The 18,813-nt window shown below is 47.4% G+C and carries 18 protein-coding genes; 3 read left to right on the plus strand and 15 right to left on the minus strand.

Features of this window, described 5'->3' with window-relative positions; translation table 11 throughout:
- Positions 1-40: 40 nt before the first annotated feature.
- The 6 genes from ACQ4XT_RS17665 to ACQ4XT_RS17690 all read right to left on the minus strand — a co-directional run bounded on the left by ACQ4XT_RS17665 (position 41) and on the right by ACQ4XT_RS17690 (position 4,597).
- Complete coding sequence (locus ACQ4XT_RS17665; RefSeq protein WP_446854806.1) at positions 41-637, minus strand: CalY family protein; 597 nt, start codon at positions 635-637, stop codon at positions 41-43.
- A 57-nt stretch (positions 638-694) separates the two neighbouring features.
- Positions 695-1,261 carry a signal peptidase I SipW gene (gene sipW, locus ACQ4XT_RS17670; protein WP_446854807.1) on the minus strand — a complete coding sequence of 189 codons (567 nt, stop codon included), beginning with the start codon at positions 1,259-1,261 and terminating at the stop codon, positions 695-697.
- Positions 1,245-2,201 (minus strand): hypothetical protein, encoded by a 957-nt coding sequence (locus ACQ4XT_RS17675; protein WP_446854808.1) that lies wholly within the window; start codon positions 2,199-2,201, stop codon positions 1,245-1,247. Before ACQ4XT_RS17675 ends, sipW begins: the two co-directional genes overlap by 17 nt.
- Before the next feature lie 174 nt (positions 2,202-2,375).
- Complete coding sequence (locus tag ACQ4XT_RS17680; protein WP_446854809.1) at positions 2,376-3,032, minus strand: response regulator; 657 nt, start codon at positions 3,030-3,032, stop codon at positions 2,376-2,378.
- Between the two features lie 342 nt (positions 3,033-3,374).
- On the minus strand, positions 3,375-4,205 hold the full coding sequence (locus ACQ4XT_RS17685; RefSeq protein ID WP_446855733.1) for an ABC transporter ATP-binding protein: 831 nt from the start codon (positions 4,203-4,205) through the stop codon (positions 3,375-3,377).
- A 173-nt stretch (positions 4,206-4,378) separates the two neighbouring features.
- The gene (locus ACQ4XT_RS17690; protein ID WP_446854810.1) at positions 4,379-4,597 is read right to left on the minus strand and encodes a hypothetical protein; all 219 of its coding nucleotides are present in this window, start codon (positions 4,595-4,597) and stop codon (positions 4,379-4,381) included.
- A 720-nt stretch (positions 4,598-5,317) separates the two neighbouring features.
- Between ACQ4XT_RS17690 and ACQ4XT_RS17695 the strand changes: the two genes are divergently transcribed.
- On the plus strand, positions 5,318-5,797 hold the full coding sequence (locus ACQ4XT_RS17695) for an SRPBCC family protein (RefSeq protein WP_446854811.1): 480 nt from the start codon (positions 5,318-5,320) through the stop codon (positions 5,795-5,797).
- 4 nt (positions 5,798-5,801) lie between these two features.
- Here ACQ4XT_RS17695 and ACQ4XT_RS17700 read toward each other — a convergent pair whose 3' ends face one another.
- A complete protein-coding gene (locus ACQ4XT_RS17700; protein ID WP_446854812.1) occupies positions 5,802-8,156 on the minus strand; it encodes a penicillin acylase family protein in 2,355 nt (784 codons plus the stop codon).
- Positions 8,157-8,265: 109 nt separating this feature from the next.
- Here ACQ4XT_RS17700 and ACQ4XT_RS17705 point away from each other — a divergent pair, with 109 nt between their 5' ends.
- Entirely contained in the window at positions 8,266-9,270 is a 1,005-nt protein-coding gene (locus ACQ4XT_RS17705; RefSeq protein ID WP_446854813.1) for an aldo/keto reductase, read from the plus strand.
- 157 nt (positions 9,271-9,427) lie between these two features.
- Complete coding sequence (locus tag ACQ4XT_RS17710) at positions 9,428-9,904, plus strand: DUF456 domain-containing protein (RefSeq protein WP_446854814.1); 477 nt, start codon at positions 9,428-9,430, stop codon at positions 9,902-9,904.
- Between the two features lie 50 nt (positions 9,905-9,954).
- On the opposite strand, the gene ACQ4XT_RS17715 is transcribed toward ACQ4XT_RS17710, so the two are convergent.
- From ACQ4XT_RS17715 to ACQ4XT_RS17750, 8 genes are all read right to left on the minus strand, one after another.
- Positions 9,955-10,395, minus strand: a complete 441-nt coding sequence (locus ACQ4XT_RS17715) for an RDD family protein (protein WP_446854815.1) — start codon at positions 10,393-10,395, stop codon at positions 9,955-9,957.
- A 193-nt stretch (positions 10,396-10,588) separates the two neighbouring features.
- Complete coding sequence (locus tag ACQ4XT_RS17720) at positions 10,589-10,750, minus strand: hypothetical protein (RefSeq protein WP_446854816.1); 162 nt, start codon at positions 10,748-10,750, stop codon at positions 10,589-10,591.
- Between the two features lie 98 nt (positions 10,751-10,848).
- Positions 10,849-11,637, minus strand: a complete 789-nt coding sequence (locus tag ACQ4XT_RS17725; protein ID WP_446854817.1) for a MeeY/MeeF family manganese export membrane protein — start codon at positions 11,635-11,637, stop codon at positions 10,849-10,851.
- Positions 11,638-11,664: 27 nt separating this feature from the next.
- Positions 11,665-12,045 (minus strand): sporulation protein, encoded by a 381-nt coding sequence (locus tag ACQ4XT_RS17730; protein WP_446854818.1) that lies wholly within the window; start codon positions 12,043-12,045, stop codon positions 11,665-11,667.
- Between the two features lie 1,080 nt (positions 12,046-13,125).
- Complete coding sequence (locus ACQ4XT_RS17735; protein ID WP_446854819.1) at positions 13,126-13,590, minus strand: helical membrane plugin domain-containing protein; 465 nt, start codon at positions 13,588-13,590, stop codon at positions 13,126-13,128.
- Complete coding sequence (fdhF, locus tag ACQ4XT_RS17740) at positions 13,590-16,526, minus strand: formate dehydrogenase subunit alpha (RefSeq protein ID WP_446855734.1); 2,937 nt, start codon at positions 16,524-16,526, stop codon at positions 13,590-13,592. Before fdhF ends, ACQ4XT_RS17735 begins: the two co-directional genes overlap by 1 nt.
- Positions 16,519-17,322, minus strand: coding sequence for a formate dehydrogenase accessory sulfurtransferase FdhD (fdhD, locus tag ACQ4XT_RS17745; protein WP_446854820.1), 804 nt, complete (start codon positions 17,320-17,322; stop codon positions 16,519-16,521). Before fdhD ends, fdhF begins: the two co-directional genes overlap by 8 nt.
- A gap of 271 nt (positions 17,323-17,593) precedes the next feature.
- Entirely contained in the window at positions 17,594-18,805 is a 1,212-nt protein-coding gene (locus tag ACQ4XT_RS17750) for an MFS transporter (RefSeq protein WP_446855736.1), read from the minus strand.
- Positions 18,806-18,813: the final 8 nt, after the last annotated feature.

The raw sequence follows: 18,813 nt of genomic DNA on the forward strand, positions 1-18,813 counted from the left end.
TCCTAATATCGTATATATGAACTCTGAAGGTAAGGTGGTTTTACTCGTAATCTTCCCCTTCAGTTTGTTCCGCATTGAACGTCCACTCTAAGTTCAAACTGTCGCCCTGAAAGGCGTTTTGATCTTCATCATTATCCACGAATTCAAATTGAACCCAAAGCGTATCCTCGGCTCCAACATCCAAACCGCCACGCTTCTTCCATAGGGGATCGAAGATATCTTTTGCTACGACATCCGGATCCTCGGACTGCAATTCTGCCAGAGTCGTCTGAAAGACTGGTTCGCTTTCCTTATCCCAGTTCCACATGAAGTTGACACGAATGTGTTCTCCTAAATCCATGCCGTCATTATCCCCCTGTGCATCGGTGACACTGTAATTGGTTAATAGATTGATAGACTTAATATCCAGCGTCCCTTCATTCCCCAGTTTGAATTCTCTCAAAACCGTGTCCCCAGGTTTCAAATTATCAATGTCTACAATGACTTCTGGATCCAGGGACATATCAAGCGTCCCCATACCGAACGTATTATTTGCTGTTTCGGTATCGCTGAAGTAGGCATATGTCCCGCCTCCCATTAGCGACAAACCTAAGGATGCTGTCACGACTCCTACACTCACTTTTTTGAATAAACCCATTTTGAACTCCTCCTTTTTATATTTGGACTCCTATGTAAGATAAACATAAGAAGTGTCTCACGATTGATCGGACGCCGGGGCGCTATGCTCTTTCTTGAAGTCCTCCACGGCTTTCCGAAAAGAGAAAATCGCATAGAGGAATAAAACAGCCCCTGGAATAAATAACAGCAGAGCAGCTCCCGTTTTGGAACTTGCATAATTTATAAGAAAACCAATGTAAGGGATCGTAAACCCTGTGTATTCCCCGACCACATTTTGTGACAGGACAGGATCCACATCTGATCCATCATTGTTATCTCCTTTTGTTGTGTAAATCGTATCCTTTTTTGTTTCCTCTACCTCTATAATGCGGTGGGTCACCAGATTCTCATTTTTGTCGATGAACGTAAGGACATCCCCTTTGGTATATCCTTTTCCATCATCGGTCAGCTCAATAGTGATGATGGATCCGGTTTTAAAGGTAGGCTCCATCGATCCGGATAAAACGGATTTGAATTGATGATTGAAAACCGTGGGTTCTCCTCCACTTGCTTTGACGGATAACACTAAAACCGCCAAGCAAAGAATAAAACCGACAACGATGACAGAAACCGTCTTTCTTACCATGTTAAAGATCTTCTTCATCGTCTTGCCCCCCTAGAGTTTCATGTTCTGTTTCATTTTCATTCGTTGATACACCCTTGTCATCCGACTGCTTTTCCAGTACTTCATCATCTGAATGTTCCTCGGAATCCTGCAATCCAGAGTCGGTTTGTTGTGTTGTTTCTTCCTCTCCATCCTTATCTTCTGGTTGCTCCTTTTTTTCTTCCGTTGTATCTACAGCAGAGGCAGCATCTTTGCTTTTCTCACTGGTGGAATTCACTGAATCTGAGCTTTCTTCCTCCAGATTCTCAGATTCCTTCGTTTCTTCCGAATCATCCGTCCCCTCTGACGAAATATCTACCATTTCTTCTACTTTATCCGACTGATCCTCTGCTTCTTTCTCTTCAGAATTGGCATTCCCCTCTTGGTTCTTATTCTCATCGTCCTCTTCGGAAGCGGTCTCTTTTTCTTCTTTCATCCAATCTTCTTTCCTGGCTCTCAGATGTTCAACGGCCTCATCCATCTTTTTGGAAGATAATTCTTCGAACTTTTTATTTACTTCCTTAACCTTGTTTAATTCGTGAAGCAGGAATGAATACTTTTCGAAATCATACTCCTGGAAGAACTCCATCGCTTCATTATGTACAGTGTAATAACGCTCCGTCTGATCCTGAAAAACGCTCCTTTTTTCCACCGCCTCATCTAAAGCTTTCTCAATGCCCTTTAAAGAGTCCTCATTTAAAGAGAGGTCAGTCAGCTTGGCGTATGTTTCACTTGCAGAGTGAAAGGCCTGTTCAACTTCAGCTGTGTAGCCTTCAGCTGTGCCCGGAAATATAGGTGCTGTCGTAATTTCCATAGACCGCTGCTCCTGATCCATAAAAGATGCTTTTGTTTGGGTGACGAGCTGCGATGATAGGAATATAACTACACACAGGATACAAACTCTCAGGAGCACTTGAGTGAAGAACTTGCGACGTTTCATCATGACCTCCCTGTTTTTGGCTTATCCTTATCATCTAATATTTTGAATTTTCTTTAAATTGGCTAAGCGTACTAATCTGTTAGACCTTAAGATTGAGTTTTAGGTATACACCAAAAGTATTAGATCCTTCAATATGATGAAATTGCACAAAAAAAAGCCCCCATATACTGGGGACTATTCAGCAAAAGAATGAACATCTGAAGGATTAAACCACTGCTGTTTAACCGCATAGAGTAAAGCCTGGGAGCGGCTCTTCACCTTCAATTTTTTATAGATGTTACTAATATGAATTTTTACTGTCTTATCACTGATAAAAAGAATATGAGCGATCTCTTTATTACTGAGCCCTTTGGACAACTCTCTTAAAACTTCGAATTCGCGCTGAGTGAGCGTTTTACTTTGGACATTCTCTTTTTTATTTTGATTATGAAGCAGTGCTTTAGTCATTGAAGGAGGGATGACACAATTTCCTTTATACACGCTTTTAATCCCATAAACCAGCTCTTCACTAGACATTTCTTTGAGTAAATATCCGTCGGCCCCCGCATCCATAGAGGCTTGAAGATAATAATCATTGTCAGAGAAAGTAAGGATCAATACTTTGCATTCAGGATAATCTTCTTTTACCAATTGCGTCAGTTCAATCCCACTCACATCTTGTAAATGGATATCTAAAATGATGACATTAGGCGCACAATTCTTAATTTTCCTCCTGAATTCCTCCCCGCTGCTTGCTTCACTAACGACTTCCATCCCTTCTTGTAAACGAATAACGTGTGAAATTCCATCCCTTAAAACAACATGATCATCAACTACCATGACTCGAATCATAACCTTCTCTACCTCCCGTTTAACCAAACAATGTTTCAGTAAGACGATGTTTAGAATCATCCAGGTGTTCTAACAATGACAATATTCGACATAACGAACAACACCACAAAATATCCTGTAAACATCAACACCTGGCACTAGAAGGTATTTATCCTTTTGCCTTCCCTTTTAGTACTTATCGGGACCCCTATCCTATATGTATAATACATATATTACCATACTATCATTTCCACCTGCTACCATTTTGGTGAAACTTGTTCTTAATGAAGGATAAAAAAACATCTCAAAAATCTTTATTACCTAACAAAAAAACCTGGAGGCGGGATCCTCCAGGTTTTGCTTTCAACCATATATACTGACGGGTTTATGTTGTGTTGTTTCGTCTTCCTGCCCGATCAAATCATAGGTGATCAAGGCCGGTCGATGGGTTCGGGGGTCGGTGACGATGGCCGCATCAATATTGAACACCCGTCTTAGGACAGAAGAAGTCATCACTTCATGGGCTGTTCCTTCCTTAATGATCTTCCCGCCATTCAAAGCGACTAAATGGTCAGCGAAGCGAGCCGCATGGTTCAAGTCGTGAAGCACCATGACGATGGTACGGCCTTCTTCTTTGTTCAACTTTTCCAAAAGGGTGAGGACTTCAAGCTGGTGTGCAAGATCCAGGTAGGTGGTGGGTTCATCCAGCAGCAGGAGTTCCGTCCCCTGCGCTAAGGCCATCGCAATCCACACTTTTTGACGCTGCCCGCCGGATAAGGCATCAATTTGACGTTCTGAAAATTGCTGAACCCCGGTTACTTCAAGCGCCCATCCGATGATGTCACGGTCTTCATCCGTCAATTTACCGAAACCGCGCTGATGTGGAAAACGTCCATAAGAAACGAGTTCATAGACCGTCAAGCCACTTGGTGCCTGTGGGGTTTGGGGAAGAACCGCCATTTTCTTGGCGATTTCTTTCGTCGATTCTTTATGAATCGCTTTTCCATCCAAATAAACGACTCCGGACTTCGGTTCAAGCAAGCGCGACATCGTTTTCAAAATCGTCGATTTCCCGCAGCCGTTCGGTCCGATGATCGTCGTGATTTCTCCTTCAGGGATATGCAAGTTCAAATCTTCGACAATCTTCACTTCACCATAGGCAATGCCTAAGTCCTGCATGGACATTCTCACCATTGTTGTGCACCTCACCTTTTCGATTTCCAAACATTCTATCCGTTCATATGTAGATAGTAATAATCATTCTCAATTAATCGTATATGGAAAATGTTTTTTCGTCAAGGAAGAGCATGCAAAAAAGAAGCCCTCAGGAAAAGGACTTCTTTTCGTATAGATCATAGCTGTTCCGCTTATGAAGATCTTTGCGTTACAGAAAAATATTGAAACCAGAATCGGAACTCATCAAAAAATACTTGTGGTGATAATTCGATGTTGTCGAAGAATGCCTCCAACTGCTCTTCCTCCACTTCATCGAACAGTCCTGTTACATAAAGAGGGGTTTGAAAACGCCTGTACATCTCTCCATGTCCATAGGTTTCAAACACGTCTCTCATTTGCTCTTCCGTCATCAGCGCACACTCCTTTTCACTAGGGTGGCACGATTTCTCCATTCATATTCCCTTCCCTTACAACTCTTCAGCTGGATGGATGGAAGGTCAAAAAACTCAGTTTCGAGCTGTTTGTTGAAGTTTAGGGTCGTTTGGGAAGGGCTCGCTTTCCTGCGGGGGATCTGGCAAGCCTCCTCAGGCTACGCCTTCCGGGGTCTCGCCTACCTCCTTCTCCCGCGGGAGTCTCCCCCTTCCCCAACGCCCCTTGCCATATAAGTTTCTCGAAACCAAACAAAAAGCATTCTGTCTAATACTGCAATAACTGTCTGGTTAAATCCCACTATATTAGAAGCTCCAACCACTTTAGAAACTCTGCTCGTATAACTAGGGAATAGGGTCCTGGATACTTCCTCATGAAGAGCGAAGGAGAGTACGGCCCTATACGGTTTTATTTTTTTCTTTTTAAAAGCTCACTTTGATTGAATATGGTTTCGATCCCCTCACATGGTAGATGGGTTCTGGGAAACTGCGAGACTCCTGTGGGATAAGAGTGCTAGATGAGACCCCGGAAGGCGAAGCCTGAGGAGGCTCAGCGGACTCCCACGGAAAGCGAGTGGTTTCCCAGAACCCATCCCTTCCTAGTAAAAGTCTCGAAACCGAGTCTTCAGGATATGGGAGCTTATTTTGAGGAAAGGGAGTGCGTTATAATGGTAGAAAGGATAGTGGAAAGGAGTGGTGAGGGTGCCTGTGATTATTCATCGGACATTCATAGAAGCCCCTACGCATGTGTGCTTCGATCTCGCGAGGAATGTGGATGTCCATACACAAACCACAAGCAAAACAAATGAAAAAGCAGTAGCTGGAGTGACAGAAGGCTGGATGGAAGAAGGTGATGAAGTAACTTGGGAAGCGACACACTTCGGTATCCGGCAACGACTGACAGCCCGGATCACAGAAATGGACCGACCGCACCGTTTTGTCGATGTCATGGTCAAAGGGGCTTTCCACTCCTTTACCCATACCCATGAATTTTTCGAAAAAGCATGGGGCACAGTGATGGTGGATACGTTCGATTATCAATCACCACTCGGTCTCCTCGGTCTTATGGCGGACCGTCTTTTTCTGGAGAAGTACATGAAAGGCTTTATCGAACGTCGTGCCAACGAACTGAAAAAGATGGCGGAAAACGAAAAAGACTCAGAGTTGAACTCTGAGCCTTAAATGATTATGGATTGAGGGTCAGAACCTCCCCGTCCACTTCATCTGTGGAGGTCAGGTGGTACTCCCCTTCCACCCAATCTTCCAGTTGATCATGGTACCAGTCGCTTCTGAAATGACCGGATTGTCCAGGTCCGACGACATGATACGCTTCGGTCGGGTCATCCATGTCGATGACAAAACGCCACGATGCACCGTGATTGACGAGCCCTTTGCTGTTGAAGCCAGCGACACGTACGGTCACACGGCTGCCACTAACGGGATGAGGATCGCCTGGATTCAGGAATCGTTCCAGGAATCCGATGCTTGAAAGCGGGTGGGTGAATTCAACCGCATGCGCATCTCCCCACGCCCATTCAGAAGGGTTTTCTCCAAACTCCTCCTTCACTTCATTCAGCGTCGCTTGAAAAGCCTCAGAAATCACTGATTCCATCCCTCCCGCTTTTTGCATCCAGCGGGACTCCTCCCCCATCCGCAGCAATTCATCCGTCGTTTGTCCGGAGCCTTCGAAGAATTGTTGCATGTCTGAAGACAGATCAACATTGTAAAGTTCATCCTGAATTTTCGCCATCCAGCGGTGGAAGATCAAAGGCTGCGCCAGGTAGCGATCATCTTCCCTGTTCCATTCTTCCATCAGAGCGACGGCTTCTTTTTCCATAGAAGTTACGGGTTCAACATAATCAAGCAGTAGTGGCACAAACTCTTCTGCCTGAAGGTTTTTCACATCCATCTGCATCGCTTGGAATTGCTCCGGAGTCAACTCATTCTCTCCTTCGAGCATCTGGCTGATCCGCGCATAACGATATGGTTGCGCCCAATTGTGGCTGATATGGTAAGGGTAGTCCTCGGTCGTAATTTTGTTATTTGCTGTTGCAATGAATCCTTCTTCCGGGTTGACCACTCGCGGCAGCTTATTAAACGGAACGAATCCCTGCCACTCATCCTCAGACTCCCACCCCCGCATCGGAAGCAGCGCAGCATCCGGCTCATTGTAGATCGGCACCTGCCCATTCGCCTTGTAGGCAATCGTTCCATCTTTACTTGCAAAAACGAAGTTCTGTGCCGGTGCAAGGAATTTTTCCAATCCTTTTTCAAATGACGCCCAATCATCCGCGCGGTTCATTTCGAGCACTGCTTCCAATTCTGTAGTTGCATCAAGGGCGGTCCATCGTAATGAGAGCAGCGTATCTTTTCCGGACTCTCCTGCATAGTCGCTGATGACAGGACCGTGGCGAGTCTCCACGACCTCAAGTTCTACCGGATCCCCGTCTTTCACATCAATCGTTTCTTCAAAAACATCCGCCTCTTCCCATTCATCTTCGTATAAAAATTGGTGCGGATTCTCAGGATTCCTTTTTTCTAAGTACAGCTGTTGCACATCAGGGCCAACGTTCGTCACACCCCAGGCAATGTTGTCGTTATGTCCGAGGATGATGCCGGGAATCCCTGCGAAAATCACTCCGGAAACATTGTAATCAGGGGCTTCCAAATGCATCTGATACCAGATCGACGGGGTCGCCATTCCGAGGTGCGGATCGTCGGCAAGCATCGGAGACCCTGAAGCCGTCCGATCTCCGCTCACGACCCAGTTGTTGCTGCCATTGAATTCGTTCGGAATGATGACATTGGCAAAGCTTTTTTCAATATCGACAGCGTCTGCTTCTGCAAGAACTGTCGGTGCCTCAGCAGGATAGGTTGGAAAGAGTTCATACGCTTCTTCTTCACTGAAATTCTGAAGCAAGTAATAGTTGAACGCCTGGCGCTCCCAGTGGCCGCCAAGATCGAACGCCATGTATTTTCCGATCGTTAACGAATCGAGCGGTGTCCACGGTTCAGGATCGATATTCATCATCGCAAACTCCGGAGGCAGCGGTTCGTTTTCCATGAACGCATTGACTCCCTCTGCAAAGGCCTCCAGCCGTTCGGTGGCTTCGTCTGAATACACCGCCAGCGATTTTTCAGCGGCCCGCCTTAAGCCCAGCGTCCGGAAATACCGGTCCTGATCGATCGTTGCCTCCCCGACCACTTCACTCAACCTTCCTGATGCCTGCCTGCGCGCAAGCTCCATCTGAAAAAGCCGGTCCTGCGCCTGGACATAGCCCTGGGCCCGGAAGACATCGAGTTCGTTTTCCGCCTGAATGTGAGGCACCCCCTGTTCGTCCCTGGTCACGGTCACGGAAGCTTCCAATCCGCCAAGCGATGCCTCCCCGTCGGTCTCAGGCAGGCTCCTTAATGTGTAAGCGTTTACAAAAATCACAGCACTGACTACCAATAAAACGATGATTCCAAGCGTCAGCCAGGCCGCCTTTTTCCACCGTGGCCGCTTCTTTTTTTGTGGTTCGATTTGTCTAGCTGTCTCCATTCCCCCACCTCCAGAACTTTCCTTCATTATATCTCATTTTCGAGAAAATAGATTAAAGAATTTCCGAAACGGGTATGGGACGAGTGTGCTTGACTTTGGAGGTGTAATAATGGAAAAAATCAAAATTAGTGATACATCCATGGAAGCGAGCCGCATCGGCCTTGGCACATGGGCGATTGGCGGCTGGATGTGGGGAGGGACGGATGAAGAACAGTCCGTAAAAACCATCCACTCCGCGCTTGACCAGGGCATCAACTTGATCGATACCGCACCTGCTTATGGGTTCGGACGCTCAGAGGAAATCATCGGAAAAGCGGTTGAACAATATGGCCGGCGCGAAGACATTCTGCTTGCGACGAAAGCTGGCATTGACTGGAACGAAGACTCTGTTTTCCGTAATGACAGCAAAGAGCGCATCCATAAAGAAGTCGAAGATTCACTGAAACGCTTAAAAACCGATTACATCGATATTTATCAGGTTCACTGGCCGGACCCGATCACTCCGATTCACGAAACAGCGGAAGCTCTGTCCTATTTGTACAAACAAGGAAAGATCCGCGCAATCGGAGTCAGCAACTTTTCACCAGAACAGATGGACACGTTCCGTGAAGCAGCACCACTGCACACGCTGCAACCCCCTTACAATCTGTTCGAAAGGGAAATCGAGTCGAAAACCCTGCCTTATGTCCAGGACCATAACATGACGACCATCTCTTATGGCTCCTTATGCCGTGGACTGCTATCTGGGAAAATGTCTACGAAACGTGAGTTTGAAGGCGATGATTTGAGAAACAATGATCCGAAATTCCAACAGCCGCGCTTCAAACAGTACTTGAATGCCGTCAACGAACTCGAACAGCTCGCTGAAAACCGTTTTGGCAAGAGCGTGCTTCAGCTCGCCATCCGCTGGGTACTGGATCAGCCAGGATCCGGCATCGCCCTTATGGGTGGCCGTCGTCCGGATCAACTCAACCCGATCGACGGTGTCGACAGCTTTACGATTGATGAAGAAACGAAACGGGACATTGATGAGATTTTGCTCAAACACGTCAGTGATCCGGTTGGACCGGAGTTCATGGCTCCCCCTGACCGTCAAGAATTAGGATTGAAATAATAAGATGGGCGGACCCTCTTGTATGAGGGTCCGTTTTTACGTGAGGGGAGATGGATGCTCGGTTAAAAGCTACGGCTGATATCCCCGAAAGTTTAGAAACTTTTATTCTCGTCAATCGTATAAAGGAAAGAATCAGAAACTCAGGAGGTACATGCTTATGGATATTTTAATATGGGTGATCATCATCGCCTGTTTCATCGCTAGTTTTGCAAGCGTCATTTTTCCAATCATTCCGGCACCGCTCGTACTATGGATCGGCTTTCTCGCTTATGCCTTCTTCATCAATGGAAGTGGACTCTCCGTCTTCTTCTGGGTTGGGGCGGTCGTCTTAACCATACTGCTCATCGTCTCTGACATCATCGCCAACAGCTACTTCGTGAAAAAGTACGGCGGAAGTAAATGGGGCGAGCGTTCGGCGGCGATTGGTGTCATCATTGGATCCTTCATCATTCCGCCATTTGGCATCATCATCATACCATTCGTGCTTGTCATCATTGTGGAACTGGTCCAGAAACGATCGTCGGAAGAGGCGTTCAAAGCAGCCATCGGCTCTCTGTTCGGATTCCTCAGTGGGACGGTTGCGAAGATCATCATCCAAGCGATTCTCATCATCTGGTTTTTCTTTGACATTTAAACACGATAGAAAAAATCTCAGAGTTTATGGCTCTGAGATTTTTTTATCTCTTACGTTGATGCATGTATTTTATCGTATTCAGACCGATCACGATCCTTGGGCGCATCCTTCGTTACATAGGTTCCGCCGATAAAATCATGGATTCCTCGTTTATCTTCTCTCAGCCCGACCATAAAGGCACTGACAATGAAAGCAATCCCTAATGTCACAACATACACTAAACCGCCGACAAGTTCACGTAGAACAATGTTGATAAAAGTAACATCTGATCCATCAGTTTTGACAATTCTGTTCCCCAAAGCTTTTCTGCCCAAAGTATAGCCATACCAAATCGGGGGCAGGAGAAGGGCATAAAAAATAGCCAATACATCTACCACTGTAAAATCATCCTGAACAAACTCGCCCGTAAGGACTCCGAAAACTCCCGCTAATATGAACCCATCTACAAATCTCGCGCCCACTCTATTCCAAAAACCAGCTGGATTTTCCATACACCATCCCCCCATGTGTTTTACATATCTTTTGCTACAATTGTTCCTTTCGTCCTTCTATGTAGATGTACTCATTATCATGGATGGTTCTGGCATTTTCAACCAGGAACGCTTTCGAAATAAATAGACAATAGATCGATAATCGAAAAAAACTCAGAGTTTAAGACTCTGAGTTTTTCTGATTTTCCAAGCTTCAGTTCTTTTCTCTTTGTTGTTCTTTGATCAAGACTTTCAGTAAAGACTTGATTTCCTGGACGTCTGCCCGCTGCTTTTTCAACATCTTCTCCATGTAACTCACTTGGAAAAAGAGATATAGAACGAGCCCCAGACCTATGATCATCCAAAAGGCTCCCATGGGTTCCCTCCTCAATCGACATCAACGATGACCCAAGTGAGTATATCAACTAACCTTTAGGATAGACAATCATTTTATAGATCGAACACATTTTCCTTTTACGATACATGTTCTTCAGCAGAAATCTTCTTCTCCGGACTTTTTGACTTAGATAAGAACCAGCCACCAACAGCGATCAACATTAAAATCGACCAGAACGTGATTTTCCATGGCGCACTTTTGGCAAAACCTTCGGATAAAATCGCGATTTCCGGGTGGGCCATCGTATAGACCGCAAGCTTGACGCCTACCCAGCCGACGATCAAGTAAGCAGCAGTCTCCAGACCTGGACGGCGGTCGAGCAGGCCGACAAAATAGCTGGCAGCAAACCGCATGATGACAAGACCGATAATTCCACCAGCAAGAATGACAGCGAAGTGTCCTCCATCCAAACCTCCAACTTGCGGGAGACTCGTCGAAGGTAAGGTTACCGCTAAGGCAACGGCAGCAAGAATGGAATCAACCGCAAAAGCAATATCGGCAAGCTCTACTTTTATCACCGTAGCCCAGAACCCGGATCCCTTTTTGACTGATGTTTTTGTTTCCTTCACCTTAGGTTTTAACACATGTTTCTTCAACAAATGGTAAGCGGCAATACCAATAAGATAAAGGGCTCCGATCGCCTGCACCTGCCAGATGTTGACAAGGTATGAAATGAGGAACAAGGAACCAAAGCGGAACACAAAGGCCCCGGCCAACCCGTAAAACAGTGCTTTCTTTCTCTTTTCCTCCGGAAGGTGTTTGACCATTGTCGCGATGACGAGCGCATTATCCGCAGCAAGAATCCCCTCAAGACCGATCAAAATCAACAACACCCAGCTGTATTCCATAACTAAACCGAAGTCCATTTTCTTTTCTCCTTATTTATAAGTTTTTTAGTTTACGACAATCTCATCATGATCAAAACTTTTGGCGTTGTTTTCAAAGACCAGCCGAGTCTGCAGTTTATAAGATTTCCCCTCTGACAGAAGAGGAAGATTCCTGGGCAGTTCATAACGGAAAGGATACGCATCGTATCCTCCCGCTTCCATCGTCCGGGTCATGAGGACAGTGGTCACCGGCTCTACAAGGATCGGCTTCTTCCCCTTCTCAACTACGACCAAATCGCATTCAAGGCGCTTGATGTTCTGCTTTCTCCAGCTTCCGGACAGATGAAAAATACCCGACAGAACGTAGGGGTCCTCTCCTTTTGAATCAAGTACTAGATCCACCTTTGGAGCCATGATCCTGAATCCATTCATCCATTTGCTTAACAATGAAAATCCCTCCTATGAATATAAAAAAACCTTTACCAAGTGATGGTAAAGGTTTTTGAGAGTTCTTCATTATATCCCTTTACCATTATGGCAAAGGTCTCGCGAACAACGTTTAACGTTGCCAGGTATGCCGGAGGCCGATGGGCCACGTAATGACGACATAACTGTAAGCTACTCCCCTTTGGAGTTATATAAGCTCTATTGAGCACAGTTTTCACTCGCTGACTGTAACTCAATCATAATAAGTTTTCAGAAAAATGTCAATTCTTTTCTTCTGCCTTTACGAAGCTTTTTTATTAAATCATATGACAGGATTGTTGAGACTCAGTTTCAAGATGTTTCCGGGGTTCGTTGCCTGTTTGAGCGTCAGGGGTGGTTGGGAAGCAACTCGCTTTCCTGTGGGGGAGCGCCGAGCTTCCACGGGCTACCGCCCTGCGGGATCTCGCCTGTCTCCTTCTCCCACGGGAGTCTCGCAGCTTCCCAACCACCCCTTTAGAATAGAAGAGAAACGAACCCTCTTTCGCGGGTGGAGCGTCTTCTATAATCACTGCTCTACCGCTGAAAAGGTCTCAATATCAAGCCCTTACTAGTGATGTTCCTATCCTGGAAGTCTGAATTCCGACACCTCCCTGATGCTGAAAAACTGCTTATTCAGGAAGTGGTTTCGAGGCACTGATATATGAAAGGGGCGGAGGGGGATGGCGAGACTCCTAACTTAAGTGTGGAGGCGCCTTGATCAGCGGCGTATGGACTGGACTAATCTGGCGGAGATAAAGGAAACACGAGGAACGGAGTGATTCGTTGTTGACTTATCGTACAGAAGCGAGGGAAGTCTCACTAGCCGCTAGGCGCCGGAACCGGATATCGAAGAGGAAAATAGTGCAGGGGGAGACCCCACAGGACGCAGTCCGAGGAGGCTCACCGCGCTCCCGCGGAAAGCGAGCTATTCCCCTTAGCCCCCATCCACTCAACAAAAGTCTCGAAACGGAGTCTTCAACAAACGGGAGCTTTTTTAAAAGAAGGAGAATGAATGAGAAAATAAAGAGGATGAAGCCATGGTGGCTTCATCCTCTGCATTTGTTACCTTCCCATGCCCTTCAAAAAGTGAAGGAGCATCGTGATGCTGCGGTTGATTTCAGGATCTTTCAAGGCTTTGGCAAGGTCGAAGAACGACGTCTTGTCGGTCGTCCCTTCCCCTTCCATCGCTTCAAGACCATGATTAAGTCGTGAACTTAAGTCACGGATCCCGGTCACATTGATCTCACCAAGCAGGAAGACGAGTTCAGGCAGATTGCGCAGCAAAGGTTCGTATTGATCCTTATCGATTTCCTTCACCACGTTCGCAAGGGCTTCATCCTTGGCTTTTACAAAAGCGGTCACAGAGTCCAGGGTACCTCCGTTGTCGAGCGCCTTCAACAATTCGATGCCTTTAAGGATGGAATCTTTGTTGTCAGCAACGGCTTCTTTCACTTCCTTAACGTCCTGTTCGACCTGGTCTTCCCTTGATACTTCATACCTTTTGATTTTCGTAATGGCTTTGGCCATCATCGTCCCCCCTTGCCTGGGAATATATAATCTTCACGCTTCCATTTTTCCTGTACTTTGACACCTTTTTGCGGAACTGGATTCCCGCGGCGGTGGTTGTTATGCGGAATCGGCGACTTGCCTTTTTTCTTCAACACTTTCATCTTCACCGCGATTTCTTTGTATGCCGGTGTATTCGTATCTTTATCGACCCGGTTATCTGTGAGGAAGTTGATGGCTGACTTGCCGTTGTCGTTGAGCGGCAGGAAGATTTCCTTTCCGCGTACACGGTCGGTGACGGTGACGACGCCTGACGCTTCCCCTGCTTCTGAGATCAGCTTCACTTCGGCGCCTTCTTCAATGCCTCGTTCTTTTGCAAGCTCTTTCGACACTTCAATAAAGGCGTTCGGCGTTTTACGGCGGATCCCCTCCGACTTATACGTCATGTTCCCTTCGTGGAAGTGCTCGAGCAGGCGACCGTTGTTGACATGCAGGTCATATTCTTCATTCGTATCGTACTTCAGCTCGTACGTCAGCGGGTACAGCTTCGCTTTTTTATCTTCAAAAGGAAAACCTTCCGTAAATAAGAGCGGCTGATCGGATCCATCTTCTGCGACCGGCCATTGCAGGGATTTGTACCCTTCGAGACGATCGTAGTGAACGCCTGCGAACAACGGAGCTAGACCTGCCGCTTCGTGCATGATTTCAGAAGGGTGCTGGTAATTCCAGTCACGTCCCAGTTCTTTGGCGATCAGTTGAATGATCTGCCAGTCCGGCTTCGTTCCTTCAAGCGGCTCGAAGCTCTGATACAAACGTTGGATACGGCGCTCTGTATTCGTGAACGTTCCTTCTTTTTCAAGGCTCGGTGATGCAGGGAGTACAACATCCGCATATTCCGCCGTTTTCGTTAGGAAAAGGTCCTGAACGATGAACAGGTCTAATTTTTCAAATGCGTCTGTGACATAGTTGATGTTGGCATCGACGATTCCTGTGTCCTCACCCATGACGTACATCATGGAAAGCTCTCCATTATGGATCGCCTCGATCATTTCGTGGTTATCCATACCTGGTTCTTTCGGAATCGTGGCATCCCACGCTTTTTCATAACGGGCACGCACCTCATCGTCAGCTGTCGTTTCATATCCAGGGAAGAAGTTCGGCATGCTTCCGAAGTCACTGCATCCTTGAACGTTGTTGTGACCGCGGAGTGGATAAGCACCTGTCCCCGGTTTGCCGTAGTTCCCTGTAATAAGCAGCAGGTTACTGATCGCTGTACTCGTATCACTTCCGAGCATATGCTGGGTGACACCCATCGCCCAGCAGACGGCTACAGATTCCGAATGGGCGATTTCCTTCGCGACATCCTTCAGTTCCTGCTCAGGGATTCCGGTCAGGTTCGAAGCATAGTCCATCGTGAACGGCTCCAGACTGTCTCGGTATGCATCAAAATCGTTGACCCATTCCTCAAGGAAATTCTTATCTTCCCAGCCCTGATCAAGAATGTACTTCGCAACAGCGGATAGCCAGACAAGGTCCGTTCCGGTCTTCGGCTGATAAAAGCGGTCGGCGCGCTTCGCCATTTCGTGCTTTCTCAAATCAAAGACGAAGAGTTTCTGGCCGAACAGCTTTTGAGAACGCTTGATCCGGGAGGCGAGTACCGGGTGGGATTCGGCTGTATTCGAGCCGATCGTCAACACCAGTTTACTTGCTGCGATATCGTCGATGGAACCGGAGTCTCCGCCATATCCGACCGTACGGAACAAGCCTTTTGTTGCTGGTGCCTGACAGTAACGGGAGCAGTTATCGACGTTGTTCGTCCCGATCACTTGGCGGGCTAATTTCTGCATGACATACGATTCTTCGTTCGTCGCTTTGGAAGATGAAATGAACGCCAGATGGTCCGCACCCTTTTCTTCCTTGATTTGTGTCATGCGATCCGCGACGTGAGCGATCGCTTCGTCCCATTCGACTTCTTCAAAATGGTCGCCGCGTCGGATGAGCGGCTTCTGCAGGCGCTCTTCACTATTGACGTAATCCCAGCCGAACTTCCCTTTCACACAAGTGGAAATACCGTTCGCCGGAGACTCGGCACTCGGTTCGACTTTGAGGATTTCTCTTCCCTTCGTCCATACATCGAAGGAACAGCCGACGCCGCAGTAGGTGCAGACCGTTTTTTCCTTCTGAATGACTTCTTCGCGCATCGCCGCTTCTGTATCCGATACGGCGAACAGCGGGCCGTACCCCGTCTCCACTTTCTTCGTCAGATTGATCATCGACTTCAGGATTCCGGGCTCGGTGTCTGTTAAGAACCCGGCCTCGCCTTCCATCCCTTTTTCCATCATCGCATTACAAGGACACACCGTCGAACACTGCCCGCAGTTGACGCACGAGGATTCATCGATCGGCACATCATTGTCCCAGATGACACGTGGTTCTTTACGATCCCAGTCGATCGTCAGCGTCTCATTCACCTGCACATCCTGACAGACCTCCACACAGCGGCCGCAGAGGATACACTGGTCCGGGTCGTAGCGGTAAAAAGAGCCGGAATCGTCCTTCTCATAACTGGTCGGCTGGAACGGACGGGACTGATGCTCCAGTCCGAACTCTGCCATCGTATTATGAATCTCACAAGAGCCGTTGTTGTAATCACAAACCGTGCAGTACAGTTCGTGTTTTTCCAAAATGCGGTCCAACGACTCCTTCTGTGCTTTATGTACATGAGGAAGTTTCGTTTGGACTTTCATTCCCGCTTTCACGCTCGTCCCACATGCGCGTGTCAATTCACCATCGACCTGGACGATACACGTATCACACGTCTGAATCGGTCCAAGAGATTCGTTGTAGCAGATTTGCGGTACCTGTTCTTCCGCCTCGTTCATCAGTTGAAGCAGGTTCTGACCCGGTTCCGCCAGAAATTCTTTTCCATTGATCGTCACTACTGTGTGTTCATTCAATCGATACTCCTCCTCCACCAGCTGCAGCGATACGCCTCGGATGAGTGTACACATTCATCCGCTCCCCCCGCAAAAATCCGACAGCCGTAATGTTTAAATCATCCGCAAGCTGTAGGGCTAAGTCTGTCGGTGCCGATTTGGACAGCAGGACACCCAACCCCATTTTCGATATTTTTAAAAGGACCTCCGAAGAAATCCGGCCTGTAAATAAAATGATCTTCCCTTTTCTGCTTATGTTTTCTTTCAACAAAAATCCATACAATTTGTCCAGCGCGTTATGGCGGCCGATGTCCGCATACGCTTTCAGAATCCCATCTTCCGTAGCGATGGCTGCCTGGTGCACCCCGCCCGTCCGTTGGAACAAACCCGCCTGGGACTGGAACTCTTCCATCAGTCTGAAGCACACATCCGGATTGAATGTACTTTCATCCATGGCTGTCCGGGCTGTCGCCGCGTCGCTTTGAAAATAAAACGCCCGGCTTTTCCCACAGCACGATCCGAGCCACCTTTTCTGACCGCTTTGCATCTGTGGAAGGCTCTTCGCCGTTTCCACGTAAGCAAACCCGCGGTCTTCATCGATGGTCATCTCTTTGATCTCCTTCACATTACGAATCAGACCTTCGGATGCAAGGAATCCAATGACCATTTCCTCTTTGTCCATCGGAGTACAGACCATCGTCGCGAATTCCTCCCCGTTGACGGTCACCGTGAGTGGATACTCGATAGCGACTTCATCTTCTTCAGAGGACCATTCTCTCTCTCGAAATCTATGAATCTGCCACGATCTCGTCCCCAATTTTTAACCCCCTTACCAATCGTTCCCTAACTTATTCCCGTTCTTTCGACAAAACAAACACCTGCCCTTAGGAAAGTTGGACAGGTGTCTCGGCGAATGTTTTCTATTTTTCATTTTTCTTTCTTCCTAGCCATTTCCCTTTTTCTCTGGTGTTTACATTTACAATATATAGGAAATAAACCTTTACATAGGCTGACGGAAAGTGGTGAGGTTCATGAATGTATTCGAAACGATATTTCAATTCATACGAAAAGTACGTGGAATCATTTTGTCAATTGTGCTTCTCTTTATTATTTTGTTCGCGCTCTTTGCTGCGGCGGGATATATCACTTCCCTTTTCCAATAGAAAATAGAGGATGAGCAACAAGACACCTCCTGTGATCCCCATCCCTCCTCCCCACAAACCAAGGGTGCGGGCACTGAAAACATCCAAAAACCAGCCGGAGGCGAACATCATGAGTCCAAGTTGGACGTTGGTCCATGATTCGATCCAACCGAAGACGCGTCCCTGTTCTTCTATTTTCATAGACTTCATAAGGAAAGCATCCAGCAGGGCTCCCCACACCCCACCGATCAAGGCGATGCATACAAAAGTCATCCACAACCCGGAAAAAACAGTCATACGGCTGGCGAGCAGATGGAACATCCCTTCAACGATGAGGAGAGCAAGACATAAAGGCAGGCCATAGGTTTTGATCTTACTGGAAAAAAAGAAACTGGCCACCAGTCCTGTGCCGAGAGCTCCATATAAAAAACCGACGCCCAGTTCCCCAAGACGGAAGGTATCAGCCCCATACACACTGATCAAGACATTGAACGCCCCATCCATAGCAGCACCGACAAGCTGGATCGCAAGAACAAACAGCATCCAGCTTTGCCAATGGACGCTTTTTTTTCTTGCTGCTTTTCCAAAACGGCGATTCGATGTGTGCCCCTTCAAAGGGAGTACCACTACCGCGGCGGCGATAAAAGAAAGGCCGTTCAGCCAAAAGGCAAAGGAAGTTCCGAAGATGTAAGCGACCACCCCGCCGGTAATGGAGCCGACAATCAAAACCACACCCTGCAGAAGCTGCTCCCAGCCATTCACCTTCACCAAATCCTTTTTTTCCACAATAGCTGCAAGGAAACTTTTCCGCACCGGTTGATAAACCGCCTCTCCGCAGGCTAAGACGAACATCGACGTGAAGACGAGCCACACCATCTCTTTCGTATCCACGAGCAAAAAACTGAGAGCAAACGGAACCCTGAACACGTCGGTCACCATGAGGATCCACTTTTTGTTCAAGCGGTCGGCAAGCCTTCCCCCGAGTGGGGAGAGCAGCAAGTAGGGAACCACCCGTAACCCAAGGGCCGCCCCTACGGCCATCCCTGATCCGGTCAGTTGCAAAAGGAGCGTCAACACGGCTACCTGACTGAACCGGTCACCAATCCCATTCACGATCCCTGAATAAAACAGATAACGGTACGGGTGATTGCGAATCATACCACCCA

The sequence above is a fragment of the Halobacillus sp. 12SKB genome, from assembly GCF_052941655.1.

Coding starts and splice junctions, on each gene's coding strand:
- ACQ4XT_RS17665 (WP_446854806.1), bottom strand. CDS start 637: ATGGGTTTATTCAAAAAAGTGAGTGTAGGAGTCGTGACAGCATCCTTA.
- sipW (WP_446854807.1), bottom strand. CDS start 1,261: ATGAAGAAGATCTTTAACATGGTAAGAAAGACGGTTTCTGTCATCGTT.
- ACQ4XT_RS17675 (WP_446854808.1), bottom strand. CDS start 2,201: ATGAAACGTCGCAAGTTCTTCACTCAAGTGCTCCTGAGAGTTTGTATC.
- ACQ4XT_RS17680 (WP_446854809.1), bottom strand. CDS start 3,032: ATGATTCGAGTCATGGTAGTTGATGATCATGTTGTTTTAAGGGATGGA.
- ACQ4XT_RS17685 (WP_446855733.1), bottom strand. CDS start 4,205: ATGGTGAGAATGTCCATGCAGGACTTAGGCATTGCCTATGGTGAAGTG.
- ACQ4XT_RS17690 (WP_446854810.1), bottom strand. CDS start 4,597: ATGACGGAAGAGCAAATGAGAGACGTGTTTGAAACCTATGGACATGGA.
- ACQ4XT_RS17700 (WP_446854812.1), bottom strand. CDS start 8,156: ATGGAGACAGCTAGACAAATCGAACCACAAAAAAAGAAGCGGCCACGG.
- ACQ4XT_RS17705 (WP_446854813.1), top strand. CDS start 8,266: ATGGAAAAAATCAAAATTAGTGATACATCCATGGAAGCGAGCCGCATC.
- ACQ4XT_RS17710 (WP_446854814.1), top strand. CDS start 9,428: ATGGATATTTTAATATGGGTGATCATCATCGCCTGTTTCATCGCTAGT.
- ACQ4XT_RS17715 (WP_446854815.1), bottom strand. CDS start 10,395: ATGGAAAATCCAGCTGGTTTTTGGAATAGAGTGGGCGCGAGATTTGTA.
- ACQ4XT_RS17720 (WP_446854816.1), bottom strand. CDS start 10,750: ATGGGAGCCTTTTGGATGATCATAGGTCTGGGGCTCGTTCTATATCTC.
- ACQ4XT_RS17725 (WP_446854817.1), bottom strand. CDS start 11,637: ATGGACTTCGGTTTAGTTATGGAATACAGCTGGGTGTTGTTGATTTTG.
- ACQ4XT_RS17735 (WP_446854819.1), bottom strand. CDS start 13,590: ATGGCCAAAGCCATTACGAAAATCAAAAGGTATGAAGTATCAAGGGAA.
- ACQ4XT_RS17750 (WP_446855736.1), bottom strand. CDS start 18,805: ATGATTCGCAATCACCCGTACCGTTATCTGTTTTATTCAGGGATCGTG.